General features: G+C 64.4%; 15 protein-coding genes. 8 read left to right on the top strand and 7 right to left on the bottom strand.

Annotated features, from left to right (window positions below):
- Nucleotides 1–154 precede the first annotated feature (154 nt).
- On the top strand, nt 155–295 hold the full coding sequence (locus tag IVB22_RS17705; RefSeq protein WP_247518599.1) for a hypothetical protein: 141 nt from the start codon (nt 155–157) through the stop codon (nt 293–295).
- Between the two features lie 69 nt (nt 296–364).
- On the opposite strand, the gene IVB22_RS17700 is transcribed toward IVB22_RS17705, so the two are convergent.
- The gene (locus IVB22_RS17700; RefSeq protein WP_247518598.1) at nt 365–973 is read right to left on the bottom strand and encodes an FMN-dependent NADH-azoreductase; all 609 of its coding nucleotides are present in this window, start codon (nt 971–973) and stop codon (nt 365–367) included.
- Between the two features lie 99 nt (nt 974–1,072).
- Between IVB22_RS17700 and IVB22_RS17695 the strand changes: the two genes are divergently transcribed.
- Nucleotides 1,073–1,474: a helix-turn-helix domain-containing protein gene (locus IVB22_RS17695; protein WP_247518597.1), complete on the top strand. Its 402-nt coding sequence runs from the start codon at nt 1,073–1,075 to the stop codon at nt 1,472–1,474.
- On the opposite strand, the gene dprA is transcribed toward IVB22_RS17695, so the two are convergent.
- On the bottom strand, nt 1,471–2,589 hold the full coding sequence (dprA, locus tag IVB22_RS17690; RefSeq protein WP_247518596.1) for a DNA-processing protein DprA: 1,119 nt from the start codon (nt 2,587–2,589) through the stop codon (nt 1,471–1,473). The genes IVB22_RS17695 and dprA overlap by 4 nt on opposite strands.
- A gap of 117 nt (nt 2,590–2,706) precedes the next feature.
- Here dprA and IVB22_RS17685 point away from each other — a divergent pair, with 117 nt between their 5' ends.
- On the top strand, nt 2,707–3,948 hold the full coding sequence (locus IVB22_RS17685) for an amidase (RefSeq protein WP_247518595.1): 1,242 nt from the start codon (nt 2,707–2,709) through the stop codon (nt 3,946–3,948).
- Between the two features lie 2 nt (nt 3,949–3,950).
- Here IVB22_RS17685 and plsY read toward each other — a convergent pair whose 3' ends face one another.
- From plsY to IVB22_RS17670, 3 genes are read right to left on the bottom strand one after another with little or no spacing between them, the layout of a single operon-like run.
- A complete protein-coding gene (plsY, locus tag IVB22_RS17680; protein ID WP_247518594.1) occupies nt 3,951–4,541 on the bottom strand; it encodes a glycerol-3-phosphate 1-O-acyltransferase PlsY in 591 nt (196 codons plus the stop codon).
- A gap of 35 nt (nt 4,542–4,576) precedes the next feature.
- Nucleotides 4,577–5,878, bottom strand: a complete 1,302-nt coding sequence (locus IVB22_RS17675) for a dihydroorotase (protein ID WP_247518593.1) — start codon at nt 5,876–5,878, stop codon at nt 4,577–4,579.
- A 4-nt stretch (nt 5,879–5,882) separates the two neighbouring features.
- On the bottom strand, nt 5,883–6,836 hold the full coding sequence (locus IVB22_RS17670; RefSeq protein WP_028345624.1) for an aspartate carbamoyltransferase catalytic subunit: 954 nt from the start codon (nt 6,834–6,836) through the stop codon (nt 5,883–5,885).
- Nucleotides 6,837–6,974: 138 nt separating this feature from the next.
- Between IVB22_RS17670 and IVB22_RS17665 the strand changes: the two genes are divergently transcribed.
- From IVB22_RS17665 to IVB22_RS17645, 5 genes are all read left to right on the top strand, one after another.
- Nucleotides 6,975–7,244 (top strand): hypothetical protein, encoded by a 270-nt coding sequence (locus tag IVB22_RS17665; protein ID WP_247518592.1) that lies wholly within the window; start codon nt 6,975–6,977, stop codon nt 7,242–7,244.
- Nucleotides 7,241–8,020 carry a M15 family metallopeptidase gene (locus IVB22_RS17660; protein ID WP_247518591.1) on the top strand — a complete coding sequence of 260 codons (780 nt, stop codon included), beginning with the start codon at nt 7,241–7,243 and terminating at the stop codon, nt 8,018–8,020. The genes IVB22_RS17665 and IVB22_RS17660 overlap by 4 nt, the downstream gene beginning before the upstream one ends.
- Nucleotides 8,021–8,041: 21 nt before the next feature.
- Nucleotides 8,042–9,685 (top strand): acyl-CoA dehydrogenase family protein, encoded by a 1,644-nt coding sequence (locus tag IVB22_RS17655; RefSeq protein WP_247518590.1) that lies wholly within the window; start codon nt 8,042–8,044, stop codon nt 9,683–9,685.
- A 115-nt stretch (nt 9,686–9,800) separates the two neighbouring features.
- A complete protein-coding gene (locus IVB22_RS17650) occupies nt 9,801–10,571 on the top strand; it encodes a CPBP family intramembrane glutamic endopeptidase (RefSeq protein WP_247518589.1) in 771 nt (256 codons plus the stop codon).
- 124 nt (nt 10,572–10,695) lie between these two features.
- A complete protein-coding gene (locus IVB22_RS17645) occupies nt 10,696–11,361 on the top strand; it encodes a CPBP family intramembrane glutamic endopeptidase (protein WP_247518588.1) in 666 nt (221 codons plus the stop codon).
- Here IVB22_RS17645 and IVB22_RS17640 read toward each other — a convergent pair.
- Together IVB22_RS17640 and ruvX are read right to left on the bottom strand one after the other, a co-directional pair.
- On the bottom strand, nt 11,358–12,290 hold the full coding sequence (locus IVB22_RS17640) for an AEC family transporter (RefSeq protein ID WP_247518587.1): 933 nt from the start codon (nt 12,288–12,290) through the stop codon (nt 11,358–11,360). The two genes, IVB22_RS17645 and IVB22_RS17640, sit on opposite strands and share 4 nt — an antisense overlap.
- Complete coding sequence (gene ruvX, locus IVB22_RS17635) at nt 12,290–12,772, bottom strand: Holliday junction resolvase RuvX (protein ID WP_214493140.1); 483 nt, start codon at nt 12,770–12,772, stop codon at nt 12,290–12,292. The genes IVB22_RS17640 and ruvX overlap by 1 nt, the downstream gene beginning before the upstream one ends.
- Between the last annotated feature and the right edge of the window lie 66 nt (nt 12,773–12,838).

Here is a 12,838-nt window from a genome sequence, read left to right as displayed (position 1 = left end):
CGGCGGAATGATAACGTCGATCTCGGGCGCCGGCCGACGCCGGCGCCCTGCGGCGGATTGGCGCTGAGCCAGAACGCGCATTGAACCCCAGGCGTGGTTGCCAGACATTTCGAGGCAGGAGTCTCGTAGCAACCATGAACTGGTGAGCGCAGCCGTGCCGAAGACCACTGGCATCTCCTCGACCCCGGCGGAAAATTCGGACACCACGCAATTTGTTTCAATTGCGCTGTTCTCCGGCGTCGGTCTTCTGATTTCCCTCGTCATCGTTATCTGCCGCATAAACGGCATTTTCTGATCTGGCCTTTCGCGATCGTGTGCGAGCGGCTGCGGTCGGCGCGACGACGGCAGCCGCTCACGCCTCAACTCAGGCGGCGTTCAGATCGCCTGCGGCTTTCAGCGCGCCGGCCACGGCTTTTTCACGATGTTCGGGACCGACCTGGATGCCATCGGCGGAAATGAATTCCGGATTCTTGATCCCGATGAAGCCGAACACCCAGCGCAAATAGGTTTCCAGGTGCTCGCCGACCGCGGCCGGCGTGCCCGGACCATAAAAGCCGCCGCGCGAGATCGCGACGATGACGCGCTTGTTGCCGGCCAGACCTTCAACGCCTTGCGCTGAGTATTTGAACGTCTTGCCCGCGACCAGGATGCGGTCGATCCAGGCCTTGAGCTGGCTTGGAATTGTGAAGTTGTACATGGGGGCGCCGAGCACGATGACGTCGGCGGCGAGAAACTCTGCCAGCACGGCCTGACCGGCGGCGATATCCTCCTGCAGCGAAGCTTCGGGGGCCGCCCCCTGGCCAGCGGCGAGGTGCGAACCGGTAAGATGCGCCAGCGGCGTCAGCGTGAGATCGCGGTAGCTGACCTCAAGGCCCGGATTGGCCTTGCGGAGCCGTTCGACGATGGCGGCGGAAACCTGGCGGCTGACGGAGTGGGGGCCGAGAACGCTGGAGTCGATGTGCAGAAGTTTCATGGAGGGGTCACCCTTCGGTATAGGTTTGTAACTGGCGCTATATGAGTGACCGTGGCAAAACCCCGCAAGAACGCACATTTTTTAAACCCGAGCACATCCATGAGACCCGAGCACAAGATTGTGCCTGCCTTGCCGCCGAGCCCGCATGCTGGCGATAGTTGCCGCGCCGTGGCCTCGGTGCTGGCGCGGGTCGGCGACAAATGGAGCGTGTTCGTGATCATGACGCTGATCGACGGGCCGCAGCGCTTCAACGAACTCAAGCGCAGAATCGGCGGCATCTCGCAGCGGATGCTGACCTTGACGCTGCGCGGGCTGGAGCGCGACGGGCTGGTCACGCGCACCATGTTTCCGACCATCCCGCCGCGGGTCGACTATGAACTCACCGATCTCGGCCGTGGGCTGGCGCAGCCGGTGCAGGCGCTCGGCCGATGGGCGTTCGCGCATCTGCCGGAGATCGAGGGGGCGCGGACGAGTTTCGACGCGCGCAGCGAGAAGAATTAGAGCAGCGATACCAGCCCACCGCCATGGCGCTCCAACCGGCCGGCCAGTTCGAGTTCGAGCAGCACCGTGCGAACGATGGTGGGCGAGAGGCCTGACATCCGGATCAGATCGTCAAGGCTGACCGGGCTAGGCCCGAGCAGGGCGACAACGCGTTCGCGTTCGCCTGGATCGGTGTCGAAATCGAGCGGCTCGTCATCGCCTTCGCGCGCCTCGAGCACGACCGGCCGTTCCATGATCGGCTGAATGGCGTTGATGACGTCGGCGGCTTCCGTAACAAGGGTTGCGCCCTGCTTGATCAGGTCATTGGTGCCGGCGGCGCGCGGGTCGAGCGGCGAGCCGGGCACTGCGAATACCTCGCGGCCCTGTTCGGCCGCCATCCGCGCCGTGATCAGCGATCCCGAGCGGTGCGCGGCTTCGATCACGACGACGCCGAGCGACGCGCCGGAGATCAGGCGATTGCGCCGGGGAAAATCGTGGGCGCGCGGCACATGGCCGAGCGGCATTTCGGAAATCGCGCCGCCGCGTTCGAGCAGCGCCGCCAGCAGGTCCTGATGCTCCGGCGGATAGATCCGGTCGTGGCCGCCGGCCAGCACCGCGACCGTGCCGCTTTCGATCGCCGTGCGATGCGCGGCCTGATCGATGCCGCGCGCCAGCCCCGAGATGACGACGAAGCCGGCGTCGCCGAGATCGCGCGCCAGTTGACCTGCAAATTTCAGCCCTGCGCCGGAGGCGTTGCGCGAGCCGACGATCGCGATCATCGGCCGCATCATCACATCGGGCTTGCCGCGCACGCCGAGCAGGGGCGGCGCATCGTCGAGCGTCGCCAGCCGCGGCGGATAGGCGGCTTCGCCCGGCGCGACCAGCGCGACGCCAATCTTTTTCGCCGCGGCGATCTCAGCCCGCGCTTCCTCCTCGCTGCAGATCCGCCCCGAACGCGCGGCACCGCCACGGCGCGCCAGATCGGGCAGCCGCTCCAGCGCGGCGCGCGCATCGCCGAAATGGTTGAGGAGCGAATAGAAGGTTCGCGGTCCGACATTGTCGCTGCGGATCAGCCGCAGCCGGTCGATCCGGTCGGTATCGGTGATTTGGGGCGTGAGTTGCGTCCGGTCATGCATGCGATGCAACTTTGCCCAACCGAAGATTGTAATCAACCTTTTTGATTGTGAAGGGTGTTGCGCTTGCTCCGTGCCAAGGCCCTCCGTAACCTGCGTCCTCATCAGGGGAATGCTTTCATGATCTCGCTCGCCGAACTTCAGCGTCGCATCGATGCCGGTGAACTCTCGCCCGGCGCCGCGGTCGCCCAATCGCTGGAAGCGATAGGCGTGCAGGACAAGACCATCGGCGCGTTCGTCTGTCGTGCCGATCATTTGAATGCGGCGAGCGCCGGGCCGCTGCGCGGCATTGCCGTCGGAATCAAGGACATCATGGATACGGCGGAGTTTCCAACCGAGATGGGCTCTCCGATCTATCGGGGATATCAGCCGCGCCGCGATGCAGCCGTGGTGATGATGCTGAAGCAGGCAGGCGCGACCATCGTCGGCAAGACCACGACCACGGCATTCGCCTCCGTGGATCCGACGCCGACGCTCAACCCGCACAACCACGGCCACACGCCGGGCGGATCGTCGTCCGGCTCGGCTGCGGCGGTGGCGGCCGGCATGATCCCGCTCGCATTGGGCACGCAGACCGGCGGTTCGGTGATCCGACCGGCCTCGTTCTGCGGCGTCGCCGCGATCAAGCCGTCCTACCGCTTGCTGCCGACCGTCGGCGTCAAATGCTATTCGTGGACGCTCGATACCGTCGGCCTGTTCGCGGCCGGCGTGGACGACGTGGCGCGCGGGCTTTCCGCGATGGCGGGCCGGCCCGAATTGCTGCTGCCACCCAGCATTCCGACCCCGCGCATCGGCGTCGTGACGCAGGATTTTGCCGGCGCGCCGGATGCGTCAGGCGGGGAGGCGCTACGGATCGCGACCAAGGCTGCCGAACGCGCCGGAGCCTTGGTGTGGGTGCTTGATTTGCCTGAGATCATAGCTGAGGCGTGGCAAGTCCATTCGGTGATCCAGGAATTCGAGGCACATCAGGCGCTCGCCTGGGAGTACCGTGAGAATTACGACGCGATGGCGCCGCTGTTGCGCGCAAAGCTGGATGAGAGCAGGGGCCTGACACCGGCCGACCATGACGCGGCGATCGGCGTAGCGAGCCGCGCGCGGCATGCGTTGGCAAAAGTGTTCGAAGGTGTCGACGTGTTGCTGACCTTGTCGGCGCCGGGTGCTGCGCCAGAGGGTTTGGGCTCGACCGGCGACGCCCGCTACAACCGGCTATGGACGCTGATGGGCGTCCCTTGCGTCAATGTTCCCGCGCTCACCGCGAAAGGCGGTTTGCCGGTCGGTGTGCAGGTGATTGCACGATATGGCGCTGATGCCGCGGCACTGGCGGCGGCGCGGTTTGTGGAACAGGCGCTCGAGCGGAAGTAAGGCTACTTCGCCCCGATCCGTCCCTCGGTCCCGGCCTGCAACCGCCTGATGTTTTCGCTGTGCTTCCAGAACAGCAGCAATGTCAGCACGACGAACAGCGACGCCAGCGCGGGGTGGCCGAACCACCACAGGAACAGCGGCGTGACGAAGGCTGCGACCAGCGCCGAGAGCGATGAATAGCGCGTGGTGAAGGCGGTCGCGAGCCAGATCAGGCAGAACATCAGGGCTGCCGGCCAGAACAGTCCGATCAGCACGCCGATATAGGTGGCGACGCCCTTGCCACCGTTGAATTTGAGCCAGACCGGGAAGAGATGGCCGAGGAAGGCGCCGAGCGCGGCCAGCATCGCCGCATTGGCGCCGCCGTAATAGCCCGCGATGATGACGGCGATCGTGCCCTTGAGCATGTCGCCGATCAGAGTGGCCGCGGCGAGGCCCTTGCGGCCGGTGCGTAGCACGTTGGTGGCGCCGATATTGCCGCTTCCGATCGAGCGCAGGTCCTGCGTGCCGCCAAGCTTGGTAAGCACCATCCCGAACGGGATCGAGCCCAGCAAATAGCCGAGCAGGAAGGCGACGACGAGGAATGCGTCAGACATGGCGGTAGCTCCCACCGCGGCCCGTTTTGGACGAATCAGACATGTTCATAGACCGTTCGTCCACCCACGATAGTACGCACGACGCGGCCCGAGAAGCGGGCTTCATCGAACGGCGTGTTCTTGCACTGCGACTTGAGATCGGCGGGATCGAGCACCCAGGGCGTATCGGGATCGATCACGACGACGTCGGCCGGGGAACCCGCGCGCAGCGAACCGCCGGGGAGGCCGAGCAGTTCGGCGGGCCGCGTCGACATCGCCCGGATCAGCGTCTTGAAATCCATCTCGCCATTATGGATCAGGCGCAGCGCCGCCGGCAGCATGGTCTGCAGCCCGACCGCGCCGGCCGCCGCTTCCGCGAACGGCAGCCGCTTGACCTCGACGTCCTGCGGATTGTGGTCGGACATCACGACGTCGACCAGGCCGGAGGCGAGGGCGGCGACCAGGGCGAGCCGGTCGTCCTCGGTGCGCAGCGGCGGCGACAGCTTCAGGAAGGTACGGTAGGGGCCGATATCGTTTTCGTTCAGCGTGACATGGTTGATCGACACCGACGCGCTGACGTCGAGGCCGGCGTCGCGCGCGCGCTTGAGGATTTCCAGCGACTCGATCGAGGACAGCGAGGCTGCGTGATAGCGTCCGCCGGTCAGCGCCACCAGGCGCATATCGCGCTCCAGCATGACAGCTTCGGCGGCGTTGGGAATGCCGACCAGGCCGAGCCGGGCGGCGAATTCGCCCTCGTTCATTACGCCTTCGCCGACCAGATCGGGGTCTTCGGTGTGGTGCACGATCAGCGCGTCGAAATCGCGGGCATAGGTCAGCGCCCGGCGCATCACTTGCGCATTGGTCACGCTCTTGTCGCCATCGGTGAAGGCCACCGCGCCGGCGGCCTTCAACAGCCCGATCTCGGTCATTTCCTCGCCGCGCATGCCTTTTGTCAGTGCGGCCATCGGGTGAATGTTGACGATCGCGGTGTCGCGGGCGCGGCGCAGCACGAAATCGACCGTCGCCGAATTGTCGATGACGGGCGAGGTGTCCGGCTGGCAGATGATGGTGGTGATGCCGCCGGCGGCGGCCGCCTGGCTGGCGGAGGCAAAGGTTTCGCGGTGGCTGGCGCCGGGCTCGCCGACAAAGGCGCGCATGTCGATCAGGCCGGGGGCGACGATCTTGCCGGCGCAATTGATGATGTCGGTGCCTTCGGGCACGCCGGCGGCGCCGATGCCGCGCTTGGAGTCGCGGATGGTGCCGTCGGCAATCAGGACGTCGCCGGGGCCGTCGAAATCCCTGGAGGGATCGACGACGCGGGCATTGGCGAGCAGGATCGGGCGTCGATCAGTCAGCATGGTCTCACGCGTTCGGCAGGTTGCGGGCGAGCGCTTCGAGCACCGCCATCCGCACCGCCACTCCCATTTCCACCTGTTCGCGGATCAGCGATTGCGCTCCATCAGCCACGATCGAGTCAATCTCCACGCCGCGGTTCATCGGGCCCGGGTGCATCACCAGCGCATCCGGTTTGGCATAAGCGAGCTTCTTCTGGTCGAGACCGAAATAGTGAAAATACTCGCCCGACGAAGGCACGAAGGAACCGTTCATGCGCTCGCGCTGCAGCCGCAGCATCATCACGATGTCGGCGCCATTGAGGCCCTCGCGCATGTCGCGCGCGACCTCGACGCCCATTCGCTCGATGCCCCGCGGCAGCAGCGTGGAGGGGGCCACCACGCGGACGCGGGCGCCCATGGTGTTGAGCAGGAGGATGTTGGAACGCGCCACGCGGGAATGCATCACGTCGCCACATATCGCGATCACGAGCCCTTCCAGTCGGCCCTTGTTGCGGCGGATGGTCAGCGCGTCCAGCAGCGCCTGGGTCGGATGCTCATGGGCGCCGTCGCCGGCGTTGATCACGGAACCGTCAACCTTGCGCGCCAAAAGTTCCACCGCGCCGGAGGCGTGGTGCCTCACCACCAGGATATCCGGGTGCATGGCGTTGAGCGTCACCGCCGTGTCCATCAGTGTCTCGCCCTTGCGGATCGAGGACGAGGACACCGACATGTTCATGACGTCGGCGCCAAGCCGTTTTCCCGCCAGTTCGAACGAGGATTGAGTGCGGGTGGAAGCCTCGAAAAACAGGTTCACCTGGGTGCGACCGCGCAGGGAAGTGCGCTTTTTGTCCACCTGGCGGTTGAGCTCGACATATTCCTCGGAAAGGTCGAGCAGGCCGGTAATATCGGCAGCGGAAAGCCCCTCGATTCCCAGCAGATGCCGGTGCCCGAGGACGAAGGTCGATTTCGATGCAGGGGTCATTAAAGCCTTGCTATAGGGAGAGATGCCACGCGGGGCAAGCGTCAAATCCCGGGTCCGGACTTATCCACTAGCGCTTCGGCGACAGGGTAAACGGCCGGGCGGTAGGCCCTGACGGGCGATTCAGCTAGGATGGCGCACGTGCATCAGGCTGGGCAAAACGTGCGGCATTTCATTCAATCCGTCCGGATCGCGTCATGGGCGCTGCTGGCGGCCATTGCATGCCTCGCGGCCACGCCGGCCATCGCCGAGAAGCGCATCGCGCTTGCGATCGGCAACGACCTCTATCCCAATCTGCCCGCCGACCGGCAGCTCAAGATGAAATTCATCATCGACGATGTCTGGGCCGGAAACAAATACACGGATACTGCGCTCACGAAGCTGGTGGTCAGTTCGGAGCGGGTGCAATGATCCGCACGCGTAGGGAAGTGAGAGCACGAATAGTGCTCGCGGCCATATTGGTGGCAAGCTGTCTCACCGGTGCCGCCGCACAGGCGCAGAAGTTGCCGGCCGGTTTCGTCTATTTGCGCGATATCGATCCGACCATCATCCAGGATATGCGCTACGCTGGTTCGAACAATTTTGTTGGCCGTCCGCTGAGAGGATATGAAGCCGCCGAATGCGTGGTGAAGCGCGAGGTCGGCGCGCTGCTGAAGAGCGTTCAGCATGAGCTCGCGTTCCAAAACCTGTCGCTGAAGATGTTTGACTGCTACCGGCCGACGCGCGCGGTTGCCGACATGGTGGCCTGGTCGCGCGACGGCAAGGAAACGGTGGCCGGAAAACGCTACAACCCGTCGTTCAGCAAGGCCGACCTGTTTCGGCTGGGTTACATCGCCGAACGCTCCGGTCATTCCACCGGCGCCGCGCTCGATCTCACCCTGGTCGATTTGAAAGCCGACAACTCGGCCGTGTTCGATCCCAGCAAAGACTACGGCAACTGTATCGCCAATGTGAACGTTCGCGCGCCGGACGGCAGCGTCGACATGGGCACCGGCTATGATTGTTCCGACGTCAAATCGCACACGGCGGCGAAATCCATCACCGCAGCCCAGCGCCGCTGGCGGGCGAAGCTGGTTATGCTGATGGCACGGCGAGGATTTGTAAACTATTCGAAGGAGTGGTGGCACTTTTCGCTGCCGGGAGCGGGCAGGCAGGCCTATGATTTCCCGATTACACCGCGGAAGTGATTCACGGTTCCAGGATCAGCCATGAGCCAGGCAACATTTGCGACCCACGAGGTCTTCAACCAGTCTCCGCCGTTTTGCGATGTCGATCTCTATGCGGTCGACCGGCCGCTGGTCGAGGCGGTCGCCGCCAATGGCGGGGCTTCGGGCGAAGGTGAGTTGACGGAGTTCGGCAGGCATTGGGGCTCGGCGGCAATGGCAGAACGCGGCCGCGATGCCAATGAGAATACGCCGAAGCTGCGCACCTTCGATTCCAGAGGCAATCGCCGCGACGAGGTCGAGTTTCATCCCGCCTATCACGAGTTGATGGCGCACAGTGCGCATGCCGGCGTGCACAACTCGACGTGGACTGCCGATGGCAAGCCCGCCGGTGGAGCGTCGGAGGTGATACGCGCGGCAAAGTTCTACATGGCCGCGCAGGTCGAGACCGGGCATCTCTGCCCGATCACCATGACGCGGGCCGCCGTCGCCGCGCTGGCGGAACAGCCCGACCTGCTGGCCAAGGTGATGCCGGTGCTGGGAACGCGATCCTATGATCCGGCCTTCGCGCCGTGGTGGACCAAGCGCGGCATGACGCTCGGCATGGGCATGACCGAGAAGCAGGGCGGCACCGACGTGCGCTCCAACATGACGCGGGCGGAGCGTGAAGGGGACGCCTACCGTATCACCGGGCATAAGTGGTTCATGTCGGCGCCGATGTGCGACGGCTTCCTGGTGCTGGCGCAGGCCGACGAAGGCCTGAGCTGCTTCTTGATGCCGCGCTTTGCGCCTGATGGCTCGATCAACGCGATCAGGTTCCAGCGGCTGAAGGACAAGCTCGGCAACCGCTCCAATGCTTCCTCCGAGGTAGAATTTCACGGCGCCTATGCCGAGCGCGTCGGGGTCGAGGGCAAGGGCATCCGGACCATCATCCAGATGGTGCAGTTGACGCGGCAGGATTGCGCGATTGCTTCCGCCGGCCTGATGCGATCGGGCCTTGCGCATGCGCTGCATCATGCGCGGCATCGCAGCGTGTTCCAAAAACATCTCGCCAATCAGCCGCTGATGCAGGCGGTGCTGTCGGATATGGCGCTGCATGTCGAGGCTACGGTCGCGCTGGTGATGCGGCTGTGCCGCTCATTCGATCGCGCGCCAGTCGACGCCAAGGAAGCCGCCTACATGCGGCTCCTGACGCCGGCCATCAAATACTGGGTGTGCAAGAGCGCGCCGGGCTTTCTCTATGAGGCCATGGAGTGCCTCGGCGGCAACGGCTACGTCGAGGAGGGCATTCTGGCGCGGCACTACCGGGAGTCGCCGGTTAATGCGATCTGGGAAGGCTCCGGCAATGTGATGTGCCTCGACGTCCTCCGTGCGCTGTCGCGGGAGCCGGAAGTGGCGTCCAGCATCGTGCATGAACTGACCGGCGAGACGCTCGGATTGCCGGGCGCGGGTGAGGCAATCGCCTTCCTCGGCAAGGCGTTCCGCCGGCCGGACAGCGAGCGCGTGGCGCGGCTGGCGGTTGAGAAGCTGGCGCTGCTGGCAGCTGCTGCCGCGCTCAATGCCGTGTCGCCGCGACATGCACAGTTGTTCGCCGCCACGCGTCTTGTCGGGAATCACGCCGGCATGTATGGCGCGGTCGATCTGGCTCCTGAAGACATAAGAGACCTGCTGGAGCGGGCGCTGCCGTGAATTCGTATTATCCGTCATGGCCGGGCTTGGCCCGGCCATCCACGTCTTTGTCTCCGCGCGAAGACGTGGATGCCCGGCACAAGGCCGGGCATGACGACACCGAGAAAGTTGATTGATGGACTCCGTCACGCCCGCCAGCCCGATCACAGTTCCGCCCGCGATTCCGGACCAACCGCCACGCGTCTGGAAATTCTGGGGCACGGCGCTGTGGGGTCTGTTCATCTTTGCCGCGATGTTCGTCGGGCAGCTCACGGTCGTCGCCTATTTCGTGTTGCGGCACGGGTCGTTCGATGTCGCCGAGGCGATAAGAGTGGTCGGCGGCGGATTGACGATCTCGCTGTCGGTCATCATGGGATTGCCCGCGGTGGTGTTGGCGGTGTGGATCGCGATCCGGCCGACGCGCATTTCTTTCGCCGATTATCTCGCGCTGCGCTGGACCTCGTGGCGCAATTTCCTGATCGGTGTCGTCGCGCTCGCCGTGCTTGTCGGCTGTTGGGACCTGCTGTCGCGCGCACTCGGACGGGAGATACAACCGGGCTTCATGGGCGAGGTGCTGAAATCGGCGCAGACCGACGGCGCGCTGTGGCTGCTGGTGGTCGCGTTCTGCGTCGCCGCCCCTGTTTCGGAAGAGATTCTCGCGCGCGGCTTCCTCTATCGCGGCTGGTCTGAATCACGCCTCGGCGTCGCCGGCGCCATCTTCCTGTCGTCGCTGGCCTGGACCTCGTTGCATCTGCAGTATGACTGGTTCTTCTTCTGCGAGGTGTTTTCGATCGGCTTGTTGCTGGGATATCTGCGTTATCGCACCAACTCGACCTGGCTGACGATCGTCCTGCACGGCATCAACAATCTGGCCGCAACGATCCAAACTTTTTGGCTGGCCGGCTGATTTCCGGTGGGGTAGAAGTTCACTCCATTCGCGCCGTGAGGTTGTCACAAGAGTGATGCTGGACTTGCATGATAGAAATCGGCCGGTCTCGGTTGCGGCACGAGTGCCCAGAACGTGGGACTTCATGGAAACCACGTTTGTCGCCCTGGTCGCTTACGCTGTCTTCAGCCTGACAAGTTGGCTCACTCTTGTTGTGCTGGCGGTCACGCACGATAGTGCGGTCCCTTCTCCTGCCCAGCTTCAAGTAACGAGGGGGTGGGATAATGCTGCATCGATATTGGGCTGTGCATCGGCGATCGTCGTGCTCTGGATCGCCGTCGGAATGGCGCGACGCGAGTTCTCTGAATACCTTGCCTTGAACTGGCCCACTCGCGACGAGGTTATGGCGGCATTGATGATCACGACCATTCTCTGGTTGGGTGAGATCGTCTTCAGGTCTCCCACGGCGCCTTCGGCGAGCCCCCATCTTCCGTTCAGCGGTATCGGCGAGTTGCTAATCTTGTTTTTTGCAGCCTGTGTCGCAGCGCCAATCATGGAAGAGTTCACTTTCCGTGGCTTCATGTTTCGAGGTTGGTCTGAGTCTTTTCTCGGTCCGATCGCAACCATTGTGGTGACCGCAGCAATTTGGGGGGCAATCCACACCCAATATGATTGGTGGGGGCGCTGTTGGATCTTTGTGTCGGGTGTCGCCCTCGGCCATTTCCGCTGGCGCAGCAATTCAACTTGGCTCGCGGTAATCGTTCACTCGGGCATGAATTTCTTTCTCTTTCTAACAATGCGATTCGCCTAGGGGGGCGCCGTCACCAGCGCAATCGCGACCGGCATCGTCACCGCCGCCAGAATCGTCTGCAGCGTGATGATCTGCGCCAATAGCGGCGCGTCACCGCCCATTTGCCGTGCCAGCACATAGGCGGAGGACGAGGTGGGCACGGCCGAGCAGACAGCCACGATCACCAGGCTTGAGCCCGATATGCCGAACCACAGCGCCAGCGCGACGCCAAGAACCGGCATCAGGATCAGCTTGAGTAACACCGCGATCGAAGCGGCCAGACTCGGGCGGAACATACCTGCAAGCTGTAGGCCCGCGCCGGTGACGAGCAGGCCGATGCCGAGGGAGGAGCGGCCGAGCGCCTCGGCGACGTCGTGCCAGACCTGTGGCAGCGGAAGATGAGTGACGTTCACCGCAAGCCCGATCACGCACGCCCAGATCAGAGGATTCGTCAGCACGGTCATCACGATCGCGCGGAGCGACTGCTTTTCCGGCGCAGCGTAGTGAGCCAGTACCGACACGCTGAACACATTCACAAGTGGGATGATCGCGACCATGGCCACGGAGGCCAGCGCAAGCCCGGTGTGGCCAAAGAGATTGCTGGAGACGGCGAGCGCGACATAAGTCTGCCAGCGCGTTGCGCCCTGGAAGATCGAGGTGAAGGCCGGGCCATCGATGTTCCAGCGGGAGAAGACGGGCCGCAGCGCCAGGCACAAGAGCGACATCGCCAGCGCCGAGAGCATCAGCGCGCCGCCGACCCCGGCCACCGGAACGCTGGATAGATCGGCCTTCACCAGCGTCTGGATCAGCAGCGTCGGGAACAGGACGTAGTAGGTCAGCCGCTCCAGCCCGTGCCATTGCGTGTCCAGCCGCATCAGGCTGCGCTTGAGGATGAAGCCGAGCACGATCAGCAGAAACACCGGCAGCAGCGCCGAGATCACCACCGCCATCAGCGATCCCCGCGAAGGGTCTTCAGCCGGTCCAGCGCGCCCTGCAGGATGAAGATCGCGGCATGCTCGTCGATCACCTCGGCGCGGCGGGCGCGGGAAACGTCCATGCCGATCAGCTCGCGCTCGACAGCGGCCGTCGACAGCCGCTCGTCCCATAAAGCGATGGCGAGGCCGGTGAGGTTGGAGAAATTGCGGGCAAAGGCGCGGGTCGATTGCGCGCGCGGCCCCTCGCTGCCGTCCATGTTGATGGGCAGGCCGAGCACGAAGCCGACCGCATTGCGTTCGCCCGATATCGCCAGCAGCCGCGCCGCGTCGGCCTTGAAGGCCTTGCGGTGGAGTGTTTCGACGCCGGTCGCCAGGCGGCGGTCGGGGTCGGACACGGCGACGCCGATGGTCTTGGTGCCGAGATCTAGGCCGATCAGGGCGCCACGCTCGGGCCAGTGCGTCACGGCTTCGATCAAGGGCAGGATGGGGGCAGGCATCGCCCCGCTTAACACGTGGCGCGCCGTGCAGGCAAAGCCGATCAGGGCGTGGCGTCCATGCGAGAA

Origin of the sequence: Bradyrhizobium sp. 190 (genome assembly GCF_023073415.1) — a bacterium.
GTDB lineage: Bacteria > Pseudomonadota > Alphaproteobacteria > Rhizobiales > Xanthobacteraceae > Bradyrhizobium.
Note: the sequence above shows the minus strand (reverse complement) of the source record. Positions and strands in the feature narration are given on the sequence as shown.

What these genes read in the sequence shown, in the direction of transcription:
- IVB22_RS17655 (WP_247518590.1), top strand. Translation starts at nt 8,042, where the DNA reads ATGAGCCAGGCAACATTTGCGACCCACGAGGTCTTCAACCAGTCTCCG.
- IVB22_RS17640 (WP_247518587.1), bottom strand. Translation starts at nt 12,290, where the DNA reads ATGGCGGTGGTGATCTCGGCGCTGCTGCCGGTGTTTCTGCTGATCGTG.
- ruvX (WP_214493140.1), bottom strand. Translation starts at nt 12,772, where the DNA reads ATGCCTGCCCCCATCCTGCCCTTGATCGAAGCCGTGACGCACTGGCCC.
- IVB22_RS17660 (WP_247518591.1), top strand. Translation starts at nt 7,241, where the DNA reads ATGATCCGCACGCGTAGGGAAGTGAGAGCACGAATAGTGCTCGCGGCC.
- IVB22_RS17645 (WP_247518588.1), top strand. Translation starts at nt 10,696, where the DNA reads ATGGAAACCACGTTTGTCGCCCTGGTCGCTTACGCTGTCTTCAGCCTG.
- dprA (WP_247518596.1), bottom strand. Translation starts at nt 2,589, where the DNA reads ATGCATGACCGGACGCAACTCACGCCCCAAATCACCGATACCGACCGG.
- IVB22_RS17670 (WP_028345624.1), bottom strand. Translation starts at nt 6,836, where the DNA reads ATGACCCCTGCATCGAAATCGACCTTCGTCCTCGGGCACCGGCATCTG.
- IVB22_RS17695 (WP_247518597.1), top strand. Translation starts at nt 1,073, where the DNA reads ATGAGACCCGAGCACAAGATTGTGCCTGCCTTGCCGCCGAGCCCGCAT.
- plsY (WP_247518594.1), bottom strand. Translation starts at nt 4,541, where the DNA reads ATGTCTGACGCATTCCTCGTCGTCGCCTTCCTGCTCGGCTATTTGCTG.
- IVB22_RS17685 (WP_247518595.1), top strand. Translation starts at nt 2,707, where the DNA reads ATGATCTCGCTCGCCGAACTTCAGCGTCGCATCGATGCCGGTGAACTC.
- IVB22_RS17650 (WP_247518589.1), top strand. Translation starts at nt 9,801, where the DNA reads ATGGACTCCGTCACGCCCGCCAGCCCGATCACAGTTCCGCCCGCGATT.
- IVB22_RS17700 (WP_247518598.1), bottom strand. Translation starts at nt 973, where the DNA reads ATGAAACTTCTGCACATCGACTCCAGCGTTCTCGGCCCCCACTCCGTC.
- IVB22_RS17675 (WP_247518593.1), bottom strand. Translation starts at nt 5,878, where the DNA reads ATGCTGACTGATCGACGCCCGATCCTGCTCGCCAATGCCCGCGTCGTC.